The sequence below is a fragment of the Actinoplanes cyaneus genome (assembly GCF_016862095.1).
Lineage (GTDB): Bacteria > Actinomycetota > Actinomycetes > Mycobacteriales > Micromonosporaceae > Actinoplanes > Actinoplanes cyaneus.
Genome location: NZ_BOMH01000062.1, coordinates 24,478 through 47,093, shown reverse-complemented (window position 1 = coordinate 47,093; position 22,616 = coordinate 24,478). Strand labels below are relative to the sequence as shown.

Below are 22,616 nucleotides of genomic sequence, written 5' to 3'. Positions count from 1 at the left end.
GGAGCTCGAGCGCGCGGAGGAGCACCGGTGATCGGCCACCTGACCCGGCGGATCGTCGGCGGCGCGATCGTGCTGCTGGTGCTCTCCGCCCTCATCTACACGCTGTTCTACCTCGCGCCGTCCGACCCGGCGATCCTGGCCTGCGGCAAGGGCTGCACCCCGGAACGGCTCGCCGACGTGCGCGCCGCGATGGGCCTGGCCGACCCGGTCTGGACCCAGTACTGGCACTTCCTGCAGGGCATCTTCACCGGCCGTGACTACTCGCTGGGTCCCACGGTGCGGCACTGCCCGGCGCCGTGCCTCGGCTACTCGTTCGAGACCTCGCAACCGGTCACCACGCTGCTGATGGACCGGCTCCCGGTGTCGTTCTCGCTGGCGTTCGGCGCCGAGATCCTGTCGCTGCTGCTCGGCATCGGGGCCGGGCTGCTCTCCGGCACCCGCCGGTTCCGCTGGTTCGACCGCCTGGTCAACGGGCTGGTCCTGGCCGGTTACGCGACGCCGGTGTTCCTGGTCGGCCTGCTGCTGCTCCTGCTCTTCTGCGTGCACCTGCAGTGGCTGCCGTTCCCGCAGTACGTCCCGTTCACCACCGACCCGCTGCTCTGGGCGCAGAATCTGCTCCTGCCGTGGATCGCGCTCGCGGTGATCCAGACCGCGGCCTACGCGCGGCTGACCCGTGCCGGGCTGCAGGAGAGCCTGGCCGAGGACCACATCCGCACCGCGCGGGCGTACGGGATCCCGGAACGCCGCATCCTCTGGCGCAAAGCGCTGCGCGGGGCGCTGCTGCCGCTGGTCACGCTGACCGCCGTCGACCTCGCCGGCATCATCACCAGCGCGGTGCTGACCGAGACCATGTTCGGGCTGCCCGGCGTCGGCCAGCTGCTGGTCGGCGCGGTCAACCAGATCGATCTGCCGGTTGTCGTCGGGGTCACCCTGCTCACCGGCCTGATCATGGTGCTCGCCAACACCGCCGCCGACCTTCTCTACGCCGCCGTCGATCCCCGGGTGCAACTGCGATGACTCTTCTCGAAGTGGACGATCTGCGAATCTCCTTCGGCGACAAGCAGGCCGTCGACGGATTGTCCTTCACCCTGGAGGCGGGCGGCTCGCTCGGCATCGTCGGCGAATCGGGATCGGGCAAGAGCACCGCCGCCCTGGCCCTGCTCGGCCTCAGCGGCGGGTCCGTCTCGGGCAAGATCCGATTCGACGGTACGGACCTGGTGACCGGCGCCCCGTGGAAGGACATCCGCGGCGCGCGGATCGCGATGGTGTTCCAGGAACCGCTCACGGCGCTGAACCCGTTCCAGACCGTCGGCGACCAGATCGCCGAGGTGTACCGGCTGCACACCGGCGCGACCCGCCGAGCCGCACGGGAGCGGGCCGTCGAGGTGCTCGGCCAGGTGCACATCGCGGACCCGGAGCGGCGGGCCCGGGCGTACCCGCATCAGTTCTCCGGTGGCATGCGCCAGCGCGCGCTGATCGCCATGGCGATCGCCAACCGGCCGAAACTGATCGTCGCCGACGAGCCCACCACGGCCCTCGACGTGACGGTGCAGGCGCAGATCCTCGACCTGCTCGACGAGGTGCGCGCCACGACCGGCGCGGCGCTGCTCCTGATCAGCCACGACCTGGGCGTGGTCGCCGGGTCGACCGAGTCGGTGATCGTGATGCGCGACGGCCGGGCCGTGGAGTCGGGCAGCACCGAGTCCGTGCTGCTGTCACCCCGGCACGAGTACACGAGAGCGCTGCTGGACGCGGTGCCCAAACCCGGGAACCGGGACTTCGAGCCGGGGCCGCCGCTGCTGCGGGTCCGCGACGTGCACAAGCACTTCCCGCAACGGCGCCGCGGCTCGTTCCGCAAACCACCGCCGGTCCGGGCCGTCGACGGCGTCACGCTCGACGTGCACGCGGGCGAGACCCTCGGCATCGTCGGCGAGTCCGGCACCGGCAAGACCACCCTCGCCCGGATGATGGTCGGCCTGATCCCGCCCAGCTCGGGGTCGATCACCTTCGACGGGGTGGACATCGCGCGCCGGCGCGGACGCTCCGTGCAGATGGTCTTCCAGGACCCGTTGTCGTCGCTCAACCCGCGTCGCACTATCGGGGAGAGCATCGCCGACCCGTTGAGGCTTTCCGGCGTACGCGATCCGCGCACCCGCGTCGAGGACCTGCTGGAGCGGGTCGGGCTGTCCCGGTCCGAATACGATCGCTACCCGCACCAGCTCTCGGGCGGCATGCGGCAGCGGGTCGGGATCGCCCGCGCCGTCGCGCCGTCCCCCCGCCTGATCGTCTGCGACGAGCCGGTCTCGTCGCTCGACGTGACCACCCAGGCGCAGGTCCTCGCCCTGCTGGAGGAGTTGCGCGCCGAGCTCGGCCTGTCCCTGGTCTTCGTCTCCCACGACCTGGCCGTGCTCCGCCGGATCGCGGACCGGGTGGCAGTCCTCAAGGACGGCGTGATCGTCGAGGTGGGACCCACGTCCGAGGTCTACGACCAGCCGCAGCACCCGTACACCAAGGAGCTGCTCGCCGCCGTCCCGGTGACCGACCCCGCTGAGGCGCGGCGCCTGCGCGCGCTGCGCTCTACGGTGGGCCGATGACCGACTACTGGTGGGAACCGCCGTTCGCCGGGACCGAGACCGAACATCTGCTCGGCGCCCTCGACCGGCAGCGGGCGACGTTCCGGTGGAAAGCCGACGGCCTCACCGCCGCCGGCCTGAACGCGACGGCCGGTGCGTCCTCGCTGACACTGGGCGGCCTGCTCAAGCACCTTGCCCTGGTCGAGGACTACCACTCGGCGTGGAAGTTGCGCGGGGAGTCGCCGGGGGAGCGGTGGAAGCCGGCCCTGAGCGGGGACGGCTGGGAGTTCCGGTCCGCCGCTGACGACTCGCCGGAACAGCTCTACGCCCTGTGGGACTCGGCGGTCGCGGCGGCCCGCGAACGCTATATGGCGGCGCTCGCCGACGGCGGCCTCGACCGGCCGGTGCACCTGACCGGCCCGGGCGGGCAACCGGTCAGCCTGCGCCGGTTGCTCTTCGACCTGCTGGAGGAGTACGGGCGGCACACCGGCCACGCGGACCTGCTGCGCGAGGCCGTCGACGGCCTCGTCGGCGAGGACCCACCGGCCGGCTGGCAGCCGCGCCCCTGATCAGGGACGCGGCTGCTCCGTCGACGCCCCGCGGGGCGGCCGGGTCGTCAGCGGCGCCGGTTCTGCAGCCGCTGGAACAGGCCACGCAGCCGGCGCTGGTTCTCCGGCTTGGCCAGCTGACGGCGTCCCTGATCGACCAGCTGCTGACCCCGTGGGCTCTGCAGGAAGGTGCGGACGCGTTGGGCGAGAGTCGCCATCGTGGTGCCTCCTCGGGTCGTGACCCGATACATACCCGCCCACCGCTGTCCGCAACCGGCGAGCGCGGCGGCGCGGCTCCCGGCTGTCCTGCCCTGCCACGGTCTCGTTGTCCAGCGACCCATGATCTGACCGGACGCCGGCATCATCGATGCGCCGGCCGGCGCGGACGTGATGACCTTCGCCGGCAAGGAGTGCCAAGGCGCCCGCGGCAGCGTGCGCACCCCGTTCAAGCGGCGCCGGTTCCGGCCGGAGCCGTCACGCCGGCAGAAGGCGGTCAACCGGGCGGACGCGAAGGTCCGCGCCCGCGGCGACCCGGCAATCGCCACGCTCGAGACCGGGAAGATCCTGATCGAGCTGCGGTTCTTCCCGCGCCGTGCGACCGCGATCGTGCCGGCGGTCCTCGTGCTGCGCCATGTCGAAGCCAACCGCTACGCAGGATGAAAAAGGCTCACTGTGATTTTTGTGTCGTAAGGGTCCCTAAACATACCGTTGACTGTCGAGGGTGGTATGGCGGACATACCGCGGTTGCCGGTGGTCGGCGCAATGACGGTTTAGCTGATGGCCGGTATCCGTATGGCGTTGAAAGCTGACCAGAGAGCGCCGATGCTTACATTGATGAGTGACTTAATGAAGGACTAAGGTTGGTGCCACTGGCCACATAAGACCGACGGCGCCGATAAGCACGTTCAATGACCCCAGTCGAGTGCTGGTCGGGATTCGCCTTTCGATCCGGCTCGGAACGGGTTCTGATATGCCGTGCCCGGTGGTGCCGCTCGACCTCGGCGAAGGGGACCGTCGCATGCGCACGCGCCATGTAGTCGCTGCTGGACTCGGGTTCACACTCTTCTTGTTCAGTGCTTCCGTTGCTGAACCTCCCCCCGCTGCCGGCGCCCCGGTGCCGGCGGCCGCCGATGCTGCAGGGCAGGTGGCTTCCGGAATGCACGCCCACGTGGCAGGCGACGACCATGACGACGCCGTCGAGCACATGGCGGAGGATCTGGCCGGAACGCCGATGCACGTCATCGAGGAGAAGACCGCAGCGAACGCGGCCCGGATCCAGAAGCAGACCGGAGTGCGCCCCGGGAAGGCGCGGGTCACTGCCAAGGCCACCGCCGCGGCCGCCGACCCGGGCACGTCGGGGTATTGGAGCGCCGTCGTGGACACGCCTGTCGTTCCCATTTTCCAAGCGGTGCTCCCGAACGGCAAAGTACTCATCTGGGACTCGGTCGGCGACAATGCGGCGGAGTCGTACCCGGATCACAGTTTCACGCGCGTAATGGTATGGGATCCCGCACAGGATACGTACAGTCGAGTCGATGTGCGCGGCTCCAACATTTTCTGTGCCGGTTTCGCTCATCTCGCGAACGGCAACATCTTGGTCGCCGGCGGCAATGCCGACCAGGCGCTCCATGGCACCGTCCAGACCCATGTCTTCGACTGGCAGACCGAAACCTGGTCCCGCGGCAAGGACATGGCCGCGGCGCGCTGGTACCCGTCGGTAGCGGAAACCGCGAACGGCGAAGAGGTCATCATCGGCGGAGGCCCCGCAGTCGCCGAGGTCTACCAGACAGACGGCGCCATCCGTCGACTCCCCGGTTCTACGAACTACAGCGCACGTCTCTATCCCTTCCTCGGCTCACGCCCGGACACCCAGCTCGCCTTCCTCGGCCCATACAGCACCGCGTACACCATCGACACCTCCGGGGACGGTGTCGTCACGGCGTCCGCCACCCGCGACGCGATCAGCCGGGACTACGGGAGCTTCGCCACCTACGACGTCGGCAAGTCCATCGTGGTCGGCGGCGGCGCCGTCACCGAGGGCGGCGTCGCCAACGTGCCCACCAAGACCTCCGTCGTCCTGGACACCAATGGGCCGGCCCCGGTGACCACCGCGTCCGGCTCACTGTCGACCGGGCGGCGGCAGCTCAACTCCACCCTGCTCGCGGACGGTTCCGTGCTGGCCACCGGCGGCATGAGCAGCGCGGCCACCAACGGACTCGTCGATCTGAACCATGCCGTCACGGCGGCGGAACGCTGGGACCCGGCGACCGGCCAATGGACGCTGCTGGCGAGCGCGAGCCGCGTCCGGCAATATCACTCGACCGCCTCACTGTTGCCGGACGGAAGGGTGCTGACCGGTGGTGGCGGCGTCTGTGGCGTCTGCATGAACGTGGGATATCTCGAGAAGAACATCGAGTACTTCACCCCGCCGTACCTTTACAAGAAGGACGGCTCCGGTCAACTCGCGACCCGTCCGGTCATTTCCACGGCGCCGGCCACCGTCAGCGTCGACTCGAGCTTCACCATCACGTCGGCCCAGGCGGCGAGCATCACCAAGGTGGCGCTGGTCGGGCTCGGCGACGTGACGCACGGTGTGGACCAGGGCCAGCGCTACGTCCCGTTGAAGTTCTCCGCCTCCGGAACAACGCTGACGGTCACCGGACCGCCGACCGGCGGCACGGCGCCGCCCGGGCACTACATGCTCTTCGCCATCGACGCCGACGGCGTTCCGTCCATCGCGAAGATGGTCCAGGTCGCGAAAAGCCCGAACCCGCTGATGAGCCCCGTCAAGAACAGCACCGGCCGGTGCCTCGACGTGCCTTCGGCCACAACGGCGATCAAGGCCTACCTGCAGGGGTACGACTGCAACAACACCAAGGCGCAGGCGTTGACCCGGCTGCCCAACGACAAGACGATCAGAGTCCTCGGCAACTGCCTGGACGTGCCGTCGCGGAATTTCGCCGCCGGACAGAGGATCTGGACCTATACATGTAACAACACGATCGCGCAGACCTGGCAGTTCGGGTCGGATGGAACGATCCGCCCGACCGGCACGACCACGTTGTGTCTGGCTGCGGAGTCGACGGCCCAGGCGTCGCCGGTCCTTCTCGCACAGTGTGACGGCTCCACACTCCAGAACTGGACGTGGTAGCGAAGCCTCGCTTGACCCAGGCTGACGGGTATGGCCCCGGATCACCCGGGGCCATTTCCGTACGCGCGCGATCAGCGCCGGGGGAACCGGCGGGCGCGGGGACGTCTCGTAACCGGTGAGCGCCCGGTTCGAACACCCGCCCGGCCATCGTTCTGGGCGACCCGCAGCCCGGCAACCGCAACGACACGATCGTCTGCCGCGCCGGCATCGACCAGCGGTTGGCCGGCCGTGACGTGATGGCCGACGGCGGATACCGCGGCAACGTCCCCCGCCCGCGTCGCTAGTGCGGGTACGCCTTGGGGATGCGGGTGGTGACCTCGTCGCGGAAGGCCTCGATGCGGGTGATCACCTGGCGGCGGCCGACGGTGTTCTCGATGCGGTCCAGGTAGAGGCAGCGGGCGGCCAGTTTGTCGAGGTCGACCGTGAAGTACATGGCCATCAGCGGGTTCACGAACAACTGGCTTCCGCTGGTACGCCGGGTGAACCGGACGTCCCCGAACTCGCCGGCCAGGGCAGCGGCGATCTGGCCGTTGACGATGCTCGGCCGGTCCGGGGTGTTCTTCGCGGCGTGCGCGACCGCGTCCCGGTACAGGACCGCTTGCCGGCTGCCGCCCGGGATCGACAGCGCGCCCAGGTAACCGCCGTCCCGGTCCAGCGCGGCGAGGTTCTCCAGCACCTGCACGTGGTTCACGCCGTGGTACGCGTCGATGCCGAAGCCGAGGCAGGTCACCAGTTTCACCGGCACGTCCAGGGCGGTCACCGCGGCGAGGCTGGTGATGTCCTCGACCGGGGTGCCGACGCCGTTCTCGTCGCCACGGCAGAGGATGTCGGTCCCGCCGTCGACCAGCACGATCGCGTCCAGGCTGAGGCGGTCGACCAGGAATCGGTAGGCGTCGCGCAGCGTCTGCACGCCCAGCGGCGGGAACGCGTACACCGTCGACGGCATGTCGTTGGCCGCCAGCCAGCGGGACAGGGTCCCCTCCGGGAAGTACCAGTCCGGGCTCGTCGACGCCGGGGTCACCTCGACGACGTGGTCGCTGATCCAGGATTCCCGGTCGACGAGTTCCAGCTCGGAGAAGGACAGGCTGGCGAGGTGGACCTCGGTTCCGGCGGCCCGCAACGCCAGTGCCAGGGGCAGGCCGGCGTAGATGTCGAAGCCGCCGCCGGCTCCGGCGATCAGGACCCGGCGGGCGGTGGACAGGGCGGCGAACAGGGGCGGCACGGCCAGCGAGAACGGGTCTGTCACGGCGACCATCATGCCCGTACGGGAAAAGGGTCTTGATCTAGCGACTGCGGCGCTCGGCGAGCATCGCGCAGAACAGCGCGCCCTGCTCGATCGCGTCGTCCAGCGCGACGTGGCTGTGCGGGAAGTCGCCGAACCATCGCCGCGGCATGCTGCGTTTCACCGTGCTGCGGAAGTCCGTCCCGAGGACCGCCATCGCATACGACTTGATGTCCAGCGCCGAGTGCGAGAACGGGCTGACCCCGGTGAACCGGATCAGGTACCAGTACACGAACGTGAAATCGAACCCTGCCGGATAGGCGACAAAAACCGGCCGTCCCGGAAGCGTCTCGAGCCATCCGCGGTACCTCTCCAGCGCCTCCGCGGGGTCCTCCGGGTCCTTCCGGCAGGCCTCCCACGCGGCCGGCTGGGTGGCCCACCACTTCATCGTCGCGGGGTGCCCGGACGCCCCGGGCAGCGTGTCGAGGTTGGCACTGAACGTGTCGATCAGTGTGCCGTCCTCGAGGTATGCGGCCGACCCGAGACTCAGCATCGAGTGCGGGCCGGGGATCGGGCCGTCCGTCTCGACGTCCGTGCTGACGTAGACCTCCGCGCGTGCCATGCCCGCACCCTACGGGCCGCTCCTCCCGTGGGCCACGCGGATTGTCGGGACGGTCTATGGTGAGCGGCCGATGCCCAGGAACGGAGTCGCAACGATGAAGATGGGACGTCTGGCCGTCACGGGTGCGGCCCTGATGGCGCTCGCCGGCCTCAGCGCCTGCACCGGCAACGAGACGCCGGCCGCGAGCTCGGCCGGCTCGTCGCCCGCCGCCGAGTCGGGTGCCGCCGCGGCATCGAGCGCCGCCGCCAAGGAGTTGGCCGCCGCCGCGCTCAAGGTCACCGAATCGTCCGGCAAGATCCACATGGCGATGGCCGGCGGGATGACCGGCGAGGGCGCGTTCGACACCCCGAACAAGGCCCTCGACGTGAAGATGTCCATGGCGGGCCTCGGCGACGTCAGCATCCGCGAGGTCGGCACCGACCTGTACATGAAGTTCGGTGGCACGGCCGCGAAGTCGTTCGGCGCCAAGTGGATGCACGTCGACGCCAGCAAGATGCCGGCGACCAGCTCGCTGAGCCTGGAGAAGAACGACCCGCGCAACACCGCGAAGCTCCTCGAGCAGACCACCGACGTGAAGAAGTCCGGCAACAAGTTCTCCGGGACGCTCGACGTCTCCAAGTCGCCGAGCCTGACCGCCGAGATGGTCAAGGCGATGCAGGGCAGGAGTACGCAGGTGCCGTTCACCGCGGAGGTCGACGCCAAGGGGTACCTGACCAAGATGACGATGGACATGAACTCGGTCGCGCAGGGCGCCGGCAGCGTCGAGGCGTCGTACACCGACATCGGCTCCACCGTCGCCATCCCGCGGCCCGCTAAGGCGCAGACCGTCGAGATGTCCGACTCGGTCCTCAAGACCCTCGGCGGCTGATGCGGTGGTGAGCCGGAGGGTTTTCGCCCTTGGTTCACCACCATGTTCGCGTACGGTCGTCAGCTCCCCGCCGTCGCGGCTGGCGTTCCCGCGCGCACGTTTCGTCGGGCATGTTCCGGTCGGGTTCAGTCGTCTGGATACGCGAGTCGGCCCTTCCCCCGCAGCGGCAGAGGAAGGGCCGGCTCCTCGTGCCCCCGGTTCGCATCGACACGCGTTACCGGATCACGAACCTTCTGGGCCGCCCGGCGGCCTCCGGCGGTCCCGGATCGCGTTCATCAACGTGATGACTGCTGTGGTGAGCGCGGCGAGATCAGCTGCCGGCCTGATGAAGTCCATCCATTGACCCATGGCACTCCCGGTGTAGGCGGAAACGGGGATCGGCCGATCCGTGATGACCTCACCAGCATGGTTGCGCCTTGGCATCGAAGGGACGGCGCGGTTGTCCGCTTCTGCCCCGCCGACGCCGCACGGTGGTGTGACGAGGGGCGATGGCAGTTCGACCGGTGACGACCGGGCCACAATGAGGCGACGATCAGACGGGCGTGGAGGCGGGCGAGGATGGGAGTCAAGGACCGCGGGGTGCCGACCGACCGGTCGCAGTGGCCGGGCAACGGTCCGATGCTCCGGTGGCTTCTGCATTGCGATCGTCTGCGGGGGAGGGCTGGATGCCCGAGCTTGAGTCGCATCGCCTTCGGCATGTCGCTCAAGTCCCCCACGCGGGTACACGACATGTTGCGTGGCCGGTCACTCCCGGCGGACAAGGGACAAGCGGTCCTGCTGCTTGAAGCTCTCGGCGGTGATGGTGACGAAATCGGACGAGGCGTGGTCCTGTACCACCGCGCGCTGGCGGCAGCCGAGCCGCGCACGTCCTCGGGCCCACCGGCTCCGCTCGTTTCCGTCGACCGTCTGATCAATCTCCCGTGCCTGCCCGCGACGGCGTTCCTCGGCCGCGACGAGCTCTTCGCCGACCTCGGGAGTCATCTGGAACAGCCCGTGACCGTGGCCGTGTTCGGGCTCGGTGGTGTCGGTAAGACCGAAATCGCACTTCAGTACGCGCATCGCGCACTCGGCCGTCACCGGATTGTCTGGTGGCTCCCGGCTCACGACACAGCTTTGCTGGAGAATGGCCTGAGCCGGCTCGCCTATGCGCTGGACCCCGTTCTCGCCGTGCAGTCACTTCCTCCGGCGATCACCGCTGATCGGGCCGTCCGGTGGCTCGAGAGCAACACGGGATGGTTGCTCGTCCTCGACAATGTCGAAAATCAGGAGACCATCGATCCGCTCCTCGCGAGGGTCAGCGGCAGGGGACGAATCATCGTCACGACCCGGCGTGAACTGTCGGGCCGCCACGGCATGCGATTGCTTCCGGTGGGCGTGTTGAGCGCCCGGGCCTCGGCCGCGTTGCTGGAAACCCTTCTGGACAACACCGGCCCGGACGGGCTGGAGGAACTGGCGTCGACGCTGGGGCATCTGCCTCTGGGATTGGTCCAAGCCGCCGCCTACATCCGGCAGACCCGCACGTCGGTGCGGCATTATCTTCGCCTGTTCGACCAGGCGCCGCTCTCGTTGCTGCGTTACGAGGGTCTCGACGTCCCGATCGCGGTCTCGAAGGTCTGGGCCTTGACGTTCGAACGTGTCGAACTGCTCTCTCCCACAGCGGTTGCGGCGTTACGCATGATCGCCTGCTACGAACCGGAGGACATACCCCGATACATCGTCGTCCCCACCGCCGATGAGGCAGCCGTCGACGAGGCGCTCGCGCTTCTCGCCTCGTACAGCATGATCACACTCACCGAGCAGACGGTGAGCATTCATCGCCTGGTCCAACTCCTCGTCGCCGCGCAGCACGAACTCGACTTCGGCGACGCGGCGAAGCGGCTGATCACCGCGCTCTCCTGCGACACCGTCGATCCGACGCCCGGCGAGTGGATGAGATGGAGCGCCCTGATTCCGCACGTCCGGCGCGTGGCCCTGCACCAGCCCCTGGTCAGGTTCTCCACTCCGCTTGCCATGCTGCTGTGGCGTTGCCAGAAATTCATCGATCGCAGTGCGCCGCCTGGTGGAGAAGCGGCGACAGAAGTCCTCGCTCAGACGCTTCCTGCGCTGGTGGACGCGGTGGTCCGCAACCGGCCGGGGCCGGCTCGGGGAAGTTCTCCGGCCGCCTCGGACCTGCTGGAGGCGGCCACGTACCTGCGCACGTTGCTACGCCATGCGACAGAGATCGCTCACGAGTGGGAGAAAGACCGTCCGGTCCACGGGAGGACCTACAGCGTCCTGTCAGCCATTCATGTCGAGGACGCCGACATCGCCGTCGACATCGCACGGGTGACCGGCAGCGTCGGCCAGAACGATCCTTGGCCGGTCAACGTCACCAGGGAAACCCTCCTCGGATTCGGGGCGGACGCCCTTCTCTACGCGTTCCACCGAAGCTACTTCGTTCATGAGCGGATCAGAGGCAAGGGCCATCCCGATCTCCAACTGCACATGAACATTGCTTACGAGCTGTCCCCCAAGCTGGGCTGGTCCTTCACTGCGGACACCGGGCAGACGATTTTCTGACGCGGCGAAGCCCTCGCCCTGGGATCGAGAAAATGGGTCGCGCCGCTCCTGGAACGGGAATTACCGTGCTGTCCATGGTCACGCCCGGTCTGCAGCTGCCTCCCACGGTGGCTCCCGCGTGCGTGTCTTCCGGCGCTGATACGCGAGTCTGACCCTTCCCCGCCGGCAGCAGAACCCGGGGGAAGGGTGGGTGCTCCCTGCTCGGGTTCTGGCGCGTCCCGCCTGGCGACGGGGCCGTGCAACACCATCCTGCCTCGCATCCAGTGAGGAATGAAGATCAATGGCCAAGAGCCAGTTCGTCCGTACGAAGCCCCACCTCAACATCGGCACGATGGGTCACGTCGACCACGGCAAGACGACGCTGACCGCCGCGATCACGAAGGTTCTCGCCGAGCGCGACCCGGCCGCCAACCGGTACGTCGCGTTCGAGGGGATCGACCGTGCTCCGGAGGAGGCCGCCCGCGGGATCACGATCACGATCGCCCACGTCGAGTACGAGACGCCGGCCGGGCACTACGCCCACGTCGACATGCCGGGTCACGCCGACTACGTCAAGAACATGATCACCGGTGCGGCGCAGGTGGACGGCGCGATCCTGGTCGTCTCCGCGCAGGACGGGTCGATGCCGCAGACCCGGGAGCACGTGCTGCTGGCGCAGCGGGTCGGCGTGCCGTACCTGGTGGTCGCCCTCAACAAGAGCGACCTGGCCGACGACCCGGAGCTGCTCGACCTGGTCGAGCTGGAGGTCCGCGAGTTGCTGTCGCAGTACGGGTTCCCCGGTGACGAGGTGCCCGTGGTCCGGGTCAGCGCGCTCAAGGCCCTCGAAGGCGACCCGCGCTGGGTGGCGTCCGTCGTCGAGCTGCTGGACGCGGTCGACACCTACGTGCCGATCCCGCCGCGCGAGCTGGGGGAGCCGTTCCTGATGCCGATCGAGAACGTCCTGTCGATCAGCGGCCGCGGCACTGTCGTCACCGGCAAGGTCGAGCGCGGCGAGTTGCGCGCCGGCGAGCCGGTCGAGGTCGTCGGCCTCGGCCCCACGCTGGCCAGCGTCGCGACCGGGCTGGAGACGTTCGGCAAGGTGCTGGAGTCGGCGCAGGCCGGCGACAACGCGGCAGTGCTCCTGCGCGGTGTCAAGCGCGACCAGGTCGAGCGGGGTCAGGTGCTCGCGGCGCCGGGATCGGTCCGTCCGCACACCAGGTTCCAGGCTCGGATGTACGCGTTGACGGCCGCCGAGGGTGGCCGGCACACGCCGTTCGAGGCGCACTACCGTCCGCAGTTCTACTTCCACACGACCGACGTGTCCGGCGGGCTGGACCTGGGCGACCGTGACCTGGTCATGCCCGGCGACACCCTCGACACCGTCACGGTGCACCTCGGCAAGCCGGTGGCACTGGAGGTGGGTCTGGGCTTCGCGGTCCGCGAGGGCAACCGCACGGTCGCCGCCGGCACGGTCACCGCCGTCCTGGACTGACCAAGCGCCCGCAGGGGTGGGTCGGCACTTCGACTCACCCCTGCGGGCCGGCTCACGCTGTCCGGCTGGTCCTCACGGGTGTGTCGAGAGGGCTGAAGGACCCCGGAGGACCAGCCGGTCGGCGGTGGAGGTGAAGGTGCGCAGGCGCAGGCTGTTCGCCACCACGAAGACCGACGAGAACGCCATCGCGGCGCCCGCGATCATCGGGTTGAGCAGGCCCGCGGCGGCCAGCGGCAGCGCCGCCAGGTTGTAGGCGAACGCCCAGAACAGGTTGCTCTTGATGATCCGCAGGGTGCGGCGCGACAGGCGGATCGCGTCCACCGCGACCGTCAGATCACCCCGGACCAGGGTCAGGTCGGACGCCTCGATCGCCACGTCGGTTCCGGTGCCCATGGCCAGGCCCAGGTCGGCCTGCGCGAGGGCGGCCGCGTCGTTCACCCCGTCACCGGCCATCGCCACGACCTTGCCGGCTTTCTGCAGACGTTCGACGACGGCCACCTTGTCGGCGGGAAGGACCTCGGCGATCACCTCGTCGATGCCGACCTCGGCGGCCACCGCCCGGGCGACGCGGTCGTTGTCGCCGGTCAGCAGGATCGGGGTCAGGCCGAGCCCGCGCAGACCGGCGACCGCGGCACGGCTGGTCGGCTTGACCGTGTCGGCCACCGAGAGCACACCCCGGGCCGCCCCCTCCCAGCCGGCGACGACCGCTGTCCGGCCGGCCGACTCCTCCTCCGCGGCGGCGGACGCCACCTCGGGCGGGACGGTCCAGCCCTCGCGCTCCAGCAGCGCGATCCGGCCGACGAGGACGACCCGGCCGGCGACCTCACCCCGTACGCCGAATCCGGCGAAGCTGGTGAAGTCGCGGACCGTGCGGGAACCGGCGGCCGAGGAGGCGATCGCCTTGGCGATCGGGTGTTCCGAGGCGGACTCGACGGCCGCGGCCAGCTCCACCAGCTCGTCGCGGTCCTGACCGGGCGCCGGGTGCACGGCCGCGAGGGACATCCGCCCGGTGGTGACCGTGCCGGTCTTGTCCAGGACGACGGTGTCCACGCGGCGGGTCTGCTCCAGCGCCTCCGGACCCTTGATCAGGATGCCGAGCTGCGCGCCGCGGCCCGTGCCGACCAGCAGCGCCGTCGGCGTCGCGAGCCCCAGCGCGCACGGGCACGCGATGATCAGCACCGCGACGGCGGCCGTGAACGCCGGGGTCCAGCCGGCGCCGGTGCCGAACCACCAGCCCAGCGTGGCCGCGGCCAGCGCGATCACGACCGGGACGAAGACGCCGGAGATGCGGTCCGCCAGGCGCTGGACGTTCGCCTTGCCGGCCTGGGCCTGCTCGACCAGCCGGGCCATCTGCGCGAGCTGCGTGTCCGTGCCGACGCGGGTGGCCCGGACGATCAGGCGGCCACCGGCGTTGACAGTGCCACCCACCACCGCGGCGCCCGGCCCGACCTCGACCGGGACGCTCTCGCCGGTCAGCATCGACTCGTCGATCGCGGATGTGCCGTCCTCCACCACGCCGTCGGTGGCGATCTTCTCGCCGGGGCGGACCACGAACCGGTCGCCGGGGGCGAGGTTCGCGATCGGGATGCGCACCTCGTGCGCCTCGCGCAGCACCGCGACGTCCTTGGCGCCCATCTCCAGCAGCGCGCGCAGGGCCGACCCGGCGCGCCGCTTCGCCCGGGCCTCGAAGTAGCGCCCGGCCAGCAGGAACGTGGTGACCCCGGCGGCCGTCTCCAGGTAGATGTTGCCGGTGCCGTCGGTGCGGCCGATGTCGAAGCGGAACGGGTGGGTCATGCCGGGCTCGCCGGCCGTGCCGAGGAAGAGTGCCCACAGCGACCAGCCGAACGCGGCGAGCGTGCCGAGTGAGATCAGCGTGTCCATGGTGGCCGCGCCGTGCCGGAGGTTGACCCACGCCGCGCGGTGGAACGGCCAGCCACCGTAGACCACCACCGGGGCGGCCAGGGTCAGCGACAGCCACTGCCAGTAATCGAACTGCCAGGCCGGGACCATGGCCAGCACGATCACCGGGATGCTGAGCAGGGCGGAGACGATCAGCCGGTCGCGCAGCGGGTCCGAGCTGCTCGAAGCGTCCGGTGTCTCCGCTCGTTTCTCCGCGGCGGTGTAGCCGGTCTTCTCGACGGTGGCGATCAGGTCGGCCGTGCTCACGTCGTCGGCCGCGGTGATGGTGGCCTTCTCCGTGGCGTAGTTGACCGAGGCGCTGACCCCGTCCATCCGGTTCAGCTTCTTCTCGATCCGCGAGGCGCACGACGCGCAGGTCATGCCACCGATCTCAAGTTCGACAATCATCGCGGATCCCTCAGTTGTGGGTGTGGCCGGCGCCGGTGGTGGCGGTGAACTCGGCGAGATGCACCGTGCCGTCGTGCTTGAACTCCAGGAACAACCGGTACGTCCCGGTGGCCGCAACGGAGGCGTCGACAGTGACGTCCGGCCCGGCGGTCGCGCCCTCCTGCGGATGCAGGTGCAGGTAGGCGAGGTCGCCCTGGTGCAGCGCGACGAGATGACCGAACGAGCCGAGGTAGGGCTCCAGGGTGACCGGCTGACCGTTCCTGCTCACCGAGACGGTCATCCAGGAGTCGGCCCCGGCCTGCGGCTCGCCGGCCCGGGTCACCGTGTACCCGTCGGCGGTCGTCTCCCAGTCCGGTTTCGGCAGGAGCCGCGGCTGGTAGTCACCGGGGGCGTCGAGGTCGGCGCCGAGCACCAGGCCCTCCGTCCGGGCGCGGGGCGTGAAGTCGGCGAGCGCCCGATAGGCGCCCGGCTCACTGACCGTCAGCGGGACCGACCAGGTGCCGTCGGCGGCGCGGACCGGATGCAGATGCTGATAGCCCGCCATGTCCCGCCGGACCACGATCAGGTGCAGCTCGGTCCCGTGCTCCTCGGTCCCGTGCTCCCTGGTGAACTGCGTGACGGCCCGCCCGTCCGGCCCGACGATCCGGAACGCGAACGTCTGCGCCTGCCCGGCGACGAGTCGCGTCGTCAGCGGACTCAGCGTGTAGCCGGCCTGGGTGACCTGCAGCCCCTCGGCGGCAACCGTGGTCGCCTCGTGCCCGGGGTGCTCGTCCATGGCGGTGTGCGCCGGGGCCGGAGCGGGCTTTCCCTCCGGCCCGAACGCTCGCCCGGCACCCGCGGCGCTGGCAAACACCACGACCAAGCCCAGCGCGTACGTCATGAGCCGCACCGAAGTCCTCATGCCTCCACCATACACATACCCCTGGGGGGTACCAAGAAGCCCGGCAAGAACTTCCAGCCCCGCCCACCTCGGAACCAGCCACGACGGCCGGCTCCCGGCAGCCGGGCTGGCGCTGGCGGTTGTCATCAGGCCCGGCAGCAACCGTGAGCGCCAGCTCCCGGCGGTCGGCTGGCACTGACGGTTGCCATGAGGCCCGGTGCCGACCGTGAGCGCCAGCTCGCGGTGGTCGGCTGGTGCTGACGGTTGTTATGAGGGCCGGTAGCGACCGTCAGCGCCAGCTCGCGGCGATCGCGGGTTGCCGGGGCGCGGTACCGTTCCGGGCCGGCACGCCTGCAGACGGGGGACTGATGACCAGCGCGCGCGACGCCCTGCGCGAGGCGATCCTGGCCGGCGACTACCTGCCCGGCGAGCGACTGGTCGAGGCCCAGCTGATCGAGCGGTTCGACGTCAGCCGGTTCACGGTCCGGCTCGCCCTGCAGGATCTGGCCGCCGAGGGCCTGGTGGAGATCCAGCGCAACCGCGGCGCGGTGGTCCGCAAGATCAGCCTCGCCGAGACGATCGAGATCACCCAGGTCCGGATGGTGCTGGAGGGCCTGGTCGCCGCGCGTGCCGCCGAGCGGGTCACCGACGCCGGCGCCGCCGAGCTGGACGAGATCGGCCTGCTCATGCGGCGCGCGGTGGAGGCCGGCGAGCACCGCCGTTACAGCGAGCTGAACCAGCGCCTGCACACGCTGATCCGCACCATCGCCGGGCACGGCACCGCGGACCGGCTGATCGGCACGCTCAAGGCCCAGCAGGCCCGCCACCAGATCATGCTCGCGCTGGTGCCGGGCCGTCCGCAGCGGTCGCTGCCGCAGCACGAGGCGATCATCGCGGCGATCCGGGCGCGCGACCCGAAAGCCGCCGAGGAGGCGATGCGGGATCACCTCGCGAGCGTCATCGAGGTCCTGGAGGGTCTCGGCGAGGCCTTCTGAGAGGCGAGGCCTTCTGAGAGGCGAGGCCTTCTGAGAGGCGAGGTCGTTCTGCGAGGCGAGGCGTTCCGAGAGGCGAGGCGTTCTCAGAGAAGCCGATCCGGCCGTACGGGGAAATCGTCGTGCAGTGCCTCTGCCATCACATCGGGGGATTTCCGCTGGTCCGCGCATCACCGATGCTCGTGAGGTGGCGCGTCTTCTGATCTGGCTCTCCGGCGCCGACGTCGACACCCTGGAGCGCAGCCCGCGGGAGCGGCGCAAGTTCTCCGGACTCGGCGGCGTCGTGCTGACCACCGCGTGCATGGCCGCGATCTCGTCGGCGTTCGCGCTGCACAACGGGGCCCGGGCGCCACTGTGGGCGGCGGTCCCGGTGGCGCTGCTCTGGGGACTGGCGATCGCGAACCTGGACCGCTGGCTGGTCGCCGCCGCGTCCCGGCGGGAGCGCTGGTGGCAGAACCTCTTCACGCTGCTCCCGCGCCTGCTGCTGGCCCTGGTGATCGGTGCGGTGGTCTCCACGCCGCTGGTGCTGTGGATCTTCCAGCGGGAGATCCAGGCCCAGCTCACCGTGGATCAGCAGGCCGACCGCAACCGGTTCGAGGCGGCGCTGCGCGCGGACGCCCGGTTCGCGCCGATCCCGGAGCTGGAGGCGGAGGTCGTCCGGCTGCAGCGGGTCGCGGCCGGCGCCGAGATCGACGACGTGGTCGGCAAGGACCCCGCGGTCGTGCAGGCAAAGGCCGATTTCGATCAGATCGACAAGAAGTGGGCACGGGCCGAGGCGGACGCCCTCTGCGAGTTCGACGGCAGTTGCGGCTCGAAGCGCAAGGGCGGCGGCTCGGCCTATCAGAAGAAGCTGCAGTACGCCCACGACCTGCGCGTTCAGCGGGACGCCGCGGCCGTGAAGCTGGACGCGGCCAAGAACACGGCGCTGAACCGGCAGAAGACCGCGAGCACCGGGCAGCAGGCGGACGCGCGCGGTGATCTGCCCGCCAAGCAGGCCGAGCTGGCCCGGCTCAAACAGGTCCGGGCCGACGAGCAGGACCGTTACCTGATCGACAGCCGCAACGACCGCGGGTTACTGGCGCAGATCGAGGCGCTCAGCGAGATCACCGGGCGCAACGGCACGCTGAAGACCGCGTATCTGACGCTGCTGGTGTTCATCACGGCGGTCGAGATCCTGCCGGTGCTGACGAAGTTCCTGCTCAACATCGGGCCGGCGACCGTCTACGACCAGATCCTGGCCTCCGCCGAGAAGGCCGACGTGGAGCTGGCCAGGAGCACGCTGAAGGTCGAGCACGAGCATCGGGAGAAGGAGTTCGTCGCGCGCTCGGAGCGGGAGGCGACCATCGGGGCCGAGCTGCGCGACCGGGAGCTGCGCCGGTGGCGGGCCGGTGAGCTGCGGCGGCTGCGCGGGCAGGGGCAGGGCCAGGGGCCGTCGGGCGCGCCCGGCCGGCGGCGTCCGTGGGCCGCGCCACGGCCCGAGCCGGCGCCCGCTGACGGCTACAACGACTGGCCGGATGACGAGACCGGCGGGCGCGCGACGGTGGCGGGGCCGGCCATCGGCGGCGGCGACCCGGACGAGACGGACAGCATGGGATGGCGCTTCCGCCAGGACTGACGTCCGCTTCCGATCAGGACTGACCGGGGACGGGCAAACCCGGGGCGCTCGGCGCCGCCGTGGACGTGACCGGCTGCGGCGCCGCCGTGGAGGTGACCGGTTGCGGCGCCCGGTCGCCGTCGTCCTTGCGGTCCTGGCCGAAGATCAGGATGACGGTCATCGCGGCCAGGGTCGCCACGATTACCGCGACGATCATGAGTGTGTTGTTCCGGCTCCAGCCCGCGACCGGGATCTCCCCGGCGTCCCGCGGCGGAGCCTTCGGGGCCTCGCGCGGCGACTCCGGCCCCCGGTTGACCAGGACACGCAGCTCGGCGGCGGCCCGCCGGTCGGTGCCGGTCAGCGTCCGGATGAGGTCCTCGGTCGTCTCCACCGGCAGCGGCGGCGCCTCCGCCATGATGATCCGCATCAGCTCGACCGGCTGCCGCACGTGGAGCAGCTCCTCCCGGGCCGCGGGCGTGACCCGGTGATGGCGCCGCAGCTCACCGATGATCACCTCGGTCCGGATCGGGAACAGCTCCGGCGCGTCCGGCACGAGCAGGCCCGCCGACAGCAGCCAGTCCCGCGCGGCCACCAGGTCGAGGTTCGTCTTCCACGGCCGGTGCGACCGCCACCAGCGCAGCGCGTGCCCGGCCCGCTCGTCCGGCCGGTACGCCTCCCGGAACAGCTCGGCGAGCCGTAGCAGCCACGCGGCCGAACCCGGGTCCCGGCCGGTCGGCAGCCCGAGCGGGTTCTCCTCGGTCCGGTCCTGCGCCTGGATCAGCCCGGCGAGCAGCTCCTGTTCCAGCACCGGCTCGATCCGCATGCCGGACAGGATTCGGCGGGCCTGCTCGGGATGGTCGAGGCCGATCCGGCGGACCTTGTCCAGGTGCTCCCGGGCCAGCTCGTCACGGCCGTGCCGGGTGCCGAGCATCTCCAGCGCCTCCTCCTGCCGCACCGGCAGGGCCGAGCCGCGGCCCTGCCGGATCATCTCGAGCAGGCTCAGGTCACCACGCAGCCGTCCCGGGTGGGTCCGGCCCTGCGCGGCGCGGACGACGAGCTGCTCGAAGCTCCGCTCGGCGGCCGGGTCGGCGAGGAAGGCGGCGACCTGTTCGCCGGTGACCGGGCCGCCGGCGAACGTCTGCCGGACCGCTCGCCCGAGGTCCGGCTCCTCGTCGTGGAAGCCGGGCGGCCAGCGTCCGGCGACCACCCGCGGGCTGCCCCCGCCCGGCGGCTGGAGCAGGCACGTCGACCAGGACCATCGGCGCGCCTCCTGTTCCGGCACGACGCCCAGCGCGCGGCGGATCACCCAGGCGGCCTCGGCGGGCGGCCGGGCGATCGGGATGACCCGCTGCCCGAGCAGGATCCCGCCGAGCACCACGCTCAGGAGCCCGGGCGGCGGTTCCTCCTCCGGCGGGTCGCTGGGCTCGGCGACCTGCTCGGCGCCGCATCTCCAGCTCTCGTAGGCGCCCATCCCGGGCGGAGCGAACCCGAACCGGCACGTGCCCGCCACCCCGAACGGCCCGCGCCGCCCCTGAACCACGAAACACCAGGTCCTCGCGTTGCCGACGACCACCCGGCGCAGCGTCCAGACCGGATGCTCCCCGGTGCGGCGCAGCCCTTCCGGCGGCTGGCTCAGATCGTCGTGCAGCATCGCCTCGGCGGCCGTCCAGTACTCCGGGGCGACGTCCTCGTCGTCGCGGCGCTGCGGGCTGAAGCCGGTGCCGCTGACATCCGCCCACTCCACCCGGATCATGTGATCGCTCATCGGCGTGCCCTCTCGAGAATGGCCAGCAGCAACTGGGTCAGCCCGGCGGCCCGTTCGTTGATCGGCGGGAAGCAGTCGTCCGGGTCGCGCGGCCTGAGCTGCTCGTCGTTCTTGGCGACCGGCACCGTGGTCAGCGGCGAGCAGAGGAAGTACCGCATGGTCAGCCACGCCTCCTGGTGCATGCTGTTGAGCGCGTCGCGCTGGCCGAGCGCGAACGCGATGCCGCAGCCGATCGTGGACATCACCAGGTCCCGCAGCAGCAGGTGGCCGTCGCTGCCGGGCCGGCGGGCCGAGTCGAGGTGCTCGTCGAGCGACGGGATCCGCAGCGACTGGGGATGCTCGGCGATGCTGCCGGCCGGGATGCTCACCTTGGTCTCCGCGCCGTCGTGCACCAGGTTCCAGAACTCGGTGTCGTCGGAGTAGTGCCGGATCAGCCCGGCCGCGATCTGCTCGACCCGGCGCCGCCGCCCGGCCTCCGGCGCGTGCCGGGCGCCGAGCAGGTAGTGGAGCAGTTGCCCGGCCCCGGCGTCCGGCGTCGTCCGCCCGGCCGACCAGCGGTTCAGCGTGAAACCCAGGTAGGTCGCCGCCCCGGCCATCACGTCACCGGCCGCGCCCAGGCCGGTCAGCCCGCAGCCCTTGCGCAGCGCGGCCCGGATCAGGTCGCACTTGCTGATCGTGACCAGCATCTGCAGCGGCCGCCCCTCGGCGTCGGCGAGCGGGCCGTCGATCACGGTGATCTTCTCGCCGATCCGGTTCTGGATCGCCTCCCGGTTCACCCGGACCGTGTCGGCGCTGGACTTGTCCACGGTGCCGGGCCGCAGGTTGCCGCCGAGCTGCAGCGACTCGTCGAGGTCCGGGTCGGCGACCAGCCGCATCCAGCGCCGTGAGCTGTGCGCGACGGGTGGGTCGAGCACCCACACCAGCGCGTCGAAGGAGCGCAGCATCCGCAGCTCGCGCCGGTTCACGCCGTCCTCGGTGAACAGCTCGCCGGGCAGGTCGGCGATCCCGGTCCAGGTGCGGAAGCCGCCGCTGTCGGTGCGCAGCACCAGTGGCTGGCGGAACCCCTTGCCCCAGTTGTCGGCGCGCCGGCCGCCGTCGAGCACCACCTTGCGGACCATCGCCTGGATGGCGTTGAGCGCCCGGGGGAACCGCCGCTGCATGATGCCGAACGGGTAGGCGGCGCTCTCCGTGCCGCTCGGGTGGATCGCGGTGCCGTCCTTGCGGGTCATGTCGTACCGGTCGGTCCAGGTCCGGGTCGGCAGTTTCTCCAGCGGGCTCAGCTCGCGCGCGCGGATCCGGGCCGGGTCGCGCTCGGCATGCCACGACCCGCGCATGTCGAGGTTCTGGTGCAGGGTCCGGATCAGCAGGTACGTCTTCCCGCTCGCCGGCGATCCCACTGTCGCCACCACGTTGAAGTCGTCGACCCGCTGGCGTACGTCCCGGTGCCGTTGCGTCCCGCCGAGGAACGCCGGGGTCGCGTCGGGGAAGATGTGCCCGTCCCCGCAGAGCAGGTAGACGTAGTCCACCGAGTGCGGGTTGAACGGCGGATCGGTCGACTCGGCCGGTGGATAGTTCCCGGCCAGCATCGTGACCCGCCAGCCGGCCGGCCCCTGACCACCGGAGTCGTCGACCTCCAGCCGGAACGACGGCGACTGGGTGAACCGGCCGGTGTCGGCGTCCACCCGCGGCTCGGTGTCGCCCAGCGCCGAGCCGCAGACCGGGCAGTGCGTGCCGAACCGCCCGGCCACGTCGTCGCGCGGCACGCCGGCGGTCACGACAGCGCCCGGATCGTGACGAACGTGATCACGGCGCCCAGGCCGCCGAGCGTGACCCCGGTCGCGGTGCCCCAGCGGCGGCCCTCCCGGGCGGCGGCAGTGAGGTAGCCGGTCACCGCGACGCGTACCTCGGCCAGCTCGTCGTCCTCCGGGGACTGCGGGCCGGCGTCCAGCCACCGGCCGAACTTGTGCTGGTACGCCGCGAACGTGTCCTCCGGGTGGCCGCACCGCTGGGCGACGCGGTCGCGCAGCGCGGCCCGGAGCCGGGCGAGCAGGTCGGCGAGCATGG

General features: G+C 70.6%; 17 protein-coding genes and 2 pseudogenes. 11 read left to right on the top strand and 8 right to left on the bottom strand.

All coding sequences use genetic code 11. The features are described 5' to 3' along the window. Window positions 1–27 precede the first annotated feature (27 nt). The 3 genes from Acy02nite_RS36625 to Acy02nite_RS36615 are packed head-to-tail and all read left to right on the top strand — an operon-like array spanning window position 28 to window position 3,142. Window positions 28–1,017 carry an ABC transporter permease gene (locus Acy02nite_RS36625; RefSeq protein ID WP_203752006.1) on the top strand — a complete coding sequence of 330 codons (990 nt, stop codon included), beginning with the start codon at window positions 28–30 and terminating at the stop codon, window positions 1,015–1,017. After that, complete coding sequence (locus tag Acy02nite_RS36620; RefSeq protein WP_203752003.1) at window positions 1,014–2,594, top strand: dipeptide ABC transporter ATP-binding protein; 1,581 nt, start codon at window positions 1,014–1,016, stop codon at window positions 2,592–2,594. The genes Acy02nite_RS36625 and Acy02nite_RS36620 overlap by 4 nt, the downstream gene beginning before the upstream one ends. Beyond that, on the top strand, window positions 2,591–3,142 hold the full coding sequence (locus tag Acy02nite_RS36615) for a DinB family protein (RefSeq protein ID WP_203752000.1): 552 nt from the start codon (window positions 2,591–2,593) through the stop codon (window positions 3,140–3,142). The genes Acy02nite_RS36620 and Acy02nite_RS36615 overlap by 4 nt, the downstream gene beginning before the upstream one ends. A gap of 47 nt (window positions 3,143–3,189) precedes the next feature. Here Acy02nite_RS36615 and Acy02nite_RS36610 read toward each other — a convergent pair whose 3' ends face one another. Then, window positions 3,190–3,339, bottom strand: coding sequence for a hypothetical protein (locus Acy02nite_RS36610; RefSeq protein ID WP_203751998.1), 150 nt, complete (start codon window positions 3,337–3,339; stop codon window positions 3,190–3,192). 117 nt (window positions 3,340–3,456) lie between these two features. Here Acy02nite_RS36610 and Acy02nite_RS36605 point away from each other — a divergent pair. The 3 genes and pseudogenes from Acy02nite_RS36605 to Acy02nite_RS46790 form a co-directional block, all read left to right on the top strand. Further along, window positions 3,457–3,781 (top strand): annotated as a pseudogene (locus Acy02nite_RS36605) (IS5/IS1182 family transposase); the annotation flags it as partial. Window positions 3,782–4,103: 322 nt separating this feature from the next. Continuing rightward, window positions 4,104–6,272, top strand: a complete 2,169-nt coding sequence (locus Acy02nite_RS36600; RefSeq protein WP_239175511.1) for a galactose oxidase-like domain-containing protein — start codon at window positions 4,104–4,106, stop codon at window positions 6,270–6,272. Between the two features lie 128 nt (window positions 6,273–6,400). Next, window positions 6,401–6,535: pseudogene (locus tag Acy02nite_RS46790) on the top strand (IS5/IS1182 family transposase); the annotation flags it as partial. 17 nt (window positions 6,536–6,552) lie between these two features. On the opposite strand, the gene Acy02nite_RS36595 reads toward Acy02nite_RS46790, so the two are convergent. Beyond that, complete coding sequence (locus Acy02nite_RS36595) at window positions 6,553–7,527, bottom strand: DUF1152 domain-containing protein (protein ID WP_203752039.1); 975 nt, start codon at window positions 7,525–7,527, stop codon at window positions 6,553–6,555. Between the two features lie 28 nt (window positions 7,528–7,555). Further along, window positions 7,556–8,116: a 3'-5' exonuclease gene (locus Acy02nite_RS36590; protein ID WP_203751995.1), complete on the bottom strand. Its 561-nt coding sequence runs from the start codon at window positions 8,114–8,116 to the stop codon at window positions 7,556–7,558. A 94-nt stretch (window positions 8,117–8,210) separates the two neighbouring features. Between Acy02nite_RS36590 and Acy02nite_RS36585 the strand changes: the two genes are divergently transcribed. The 3 genes from Acy02nite_RS36585 to tuf all read left to right on the top strand — a co-directional run bounded on the left by Acy02nite_RS36585 (window position 8,211) and on the right by tuf (window position 13,014). Next, window positions 8,211–8,984: an SCO4651 family lipoprotein gene (locus tag Acy02nite_RS36585; protein WP_203751992.1), complete on the top strand. Its 774-nt coding sequence runs from the start codon at window positions 8,211–8,213 to the stop codon at window positions 8,982–8,984. 675 nt (window positions 8,985–9,659) lie between these two features. Beyond that, window positions 9,660–11,543, top strand: coding sequence for an NB-ARC domain-containing protein (locus Acy02nite_RS36580; RefSeq protein WP_203751989.1), 1,884 nt, complete (start codon window positions 9,660–9,662; stop codon window positions 11,541–11,543). A gap of 280 nt (window positions 11,544–11,823) precedes the next feature. Next, complete coding sequence (tuf, locus tag Acy02nite_RS36575; RefSeq protein ID WP_203751985.1) at window positions 11,824–13,014, top strand: elongation factor Tu; 1,191 nt, start codon at window positions 11,824–11,826, stop codon at window positions 13,012–13,014. A 72-nt stretch (window positions 13,015–13,086) separates the two neighbouring features. Here tuf and Acy02nite_RS36570 read toward each other — a convergent pair whose 3' ends face one another. Both Acy02nite_RS36570 and Acy02nite_RS36565 read right to left on the bottom strand, forming a co-directional pair. Further along, a complete protein-coding gene (locus tag Acy02nite_RS36570) occupies window positions 13,087–15,321 on the bottom strand; it encodes a heavy metal translocating P-type ATPase (protein ID WP_203751983.1) in 2,235 nt (744 codons plus the stop codon). Between the two features lie 10 nt (window positions 15,322–15,331). Continuing rightward, window positions 15,332–16,222, bottom strand: coding sequence for a DUF8832 domain-containing protein (locus tag Acy02nite_RS36565; RefSeq protein WP_203751980.1), 891 nt, complete (start codon window positions 16,220–16,222; stop codon window positions 15,332–15,334). Between the two features lie 347 nt (window positions 16,223–16,569). Between Acy02nite_RS36565 and Acy02nite_RS36560 the strand changes: the two genes are divergently transcribed. Further along, window positions 16,570–17,196: a GntR family transcriptional regulator gene (locus tag Acy02nite_RS36560; protein WP_203751978.1), complete on the top strand. Its 627-nt coding sequence runs from the start codon at window positions 16,570–16,572 to the stop codon at window positions 17,194–17,196. Between the two features lie 184 nt (window positions 17,197–17,380). Further along, entirely contained in the window at window positions 17,381–18,808 is a 1,428-nt protein-coding gene (locus tag Acy02nite_RS36555; protein ID WP_203751976.1) for a DUF4407 domain-containing protein, read from the top strand. Between the two features lie 13 nt (window positions 18,809–18,821). On the opposite strand, the gene Acy02nite_RS36550 is transcribed toward Acy02nite_RS36555, so the two are convergent. The 3 genes from Acy02nite_RS36550 to Acy02nite_RS36540 are packed head-to-tail and all read right to left on the bottom strand — an operon-like array spanning window position 18,822 to window position 22,614. Then, complete coding sequence (locus tag Acy02nite_RS36550; protein WP_203751974.1) at window positions 18,822–20,552, bottom strand: hypothetical protein; 1,731 nt, start codon at window positions 20,550–20,552, stop codon at window positions 18,822–18,824. Next, window positions 20,549–22,327: a hypothetical protein gene (locus Acy02nite_RS36545; protein WP_203751973.1), complete on the bottom strand. Its 1,779-nt coding sequence runs from the start codon at window positions 22,325–22,327 to the stop codon at window positions 20,549–20,551. The genes Acy02nite_RS36550 and Acy02nite_RS36545 overlap by 4 nt, the downstream gene beginning before the upstream one ends. Next, entirely contained in the window at window positions 22,324–22,614 is a 291-nt protein-coding gene (locus Acy02nite_RS36540) for a hypothetical protein (RefSeq protein WP_203751971.1), read from the bottom strand. Before Acy02nite_RS36540 ends, Acy02nite_RS36545 begins: the two co-directional genes overlap by 4 nt. Window positions 22,615–22,616 lie beyond the last annotated feature (2 nt).

Excerpts from the sequence above, each read along its gene's own strand:
- Acy02nite_RS36595 (WP_203752039.1), bottom strand. The coding sequence starts at position 7,527 with ATGGTCGCCGTGACAGACCCGTTCTCGCTGGCCGTGCCGCCCCTGTTC.
- tuf (WP_203751985.1), top strand. The coding sequence starts at position 11,824 with ATGGCCAAGAGCCAGTTCGTCCGTACGAAGCCCCACCTCAACATCGGC.
- Acy02nite_RS36540 (WP_203751971.1), bottom strand. The coding sequence starts at position 22,614 with ATGCTCGCCGACCTGCTCGCCCGGCTCCGGGCCGCGCTGCGCGACCGC.
- Acy02nite_RS36590 (WP_203751995.1), bottom strand. The coding sequence starts at position 8,116 with ATGGCACGCGCGGAGGTCTACGTCAGCACGGACGTCGAGACGGACGGC.
- Acy02nite_RS36550 (WP_203751974.1), bottom strand. The coding sequence starts at position 20,552 with ATGAGCGATCACATGATCCGGGTGGAGTGGGCGGATGTCAGCGGCACC.
- Acy02nite_RS36615 (WP_203752000.1), top strand. The coding sequence starts at position 2,591 with ATGACCGACTACTGGTGGGAACCGCCGTTCGCCGGGACCGAGACCGAA.
- Acy02nite_RS36585 (WP_203751992.1), top strand. The coding sequence starts at position 8,211 with ATGAAGATGGGACGTCTGGCCGTCACGGGTGCGGCCCTGATGGCGCTC.
- Acy02nite_RS36560 (WP_203751978.1), top strand. The coding sequence starts at position 16,570 with ATGACCAGCGCGCGCGACGCCCTGCGCGAGGCGATCCTGGCCGGCGAC.
- Acy02nite_RS36610 (WP_203751998.1), bottom strand. The coding sequence starts at position 3,339 with ATGGCGACTCTCGCCCAACGCGTCCGCACCTTCCTGCAGAGCCCACGG.
- Acy02nite_RS36620 (WP_203752003.1), top strand. The coding sequence starts at position 1,014 with ATGACTCTTCTCGAAGTGGACGATCTGCGAATCTCCTTCGGCGACAAG.
- Acy02nite_RS36570 (WP_203751983.1), bottom strand. The coding sequence starts at position 15,321 with ATGATTGTCGAACTTGAGATCGGTGGCATGACCTGCGCGTCGTGCGCC.
- Acy02nite_RS36565 (WP_203751980.1), bottom strand. The coding sequence starts at position 16,222 with ATGAGGACTTCGGTGCGGCTCATGACGTACGCGCTGGGCTTGGTCGTG.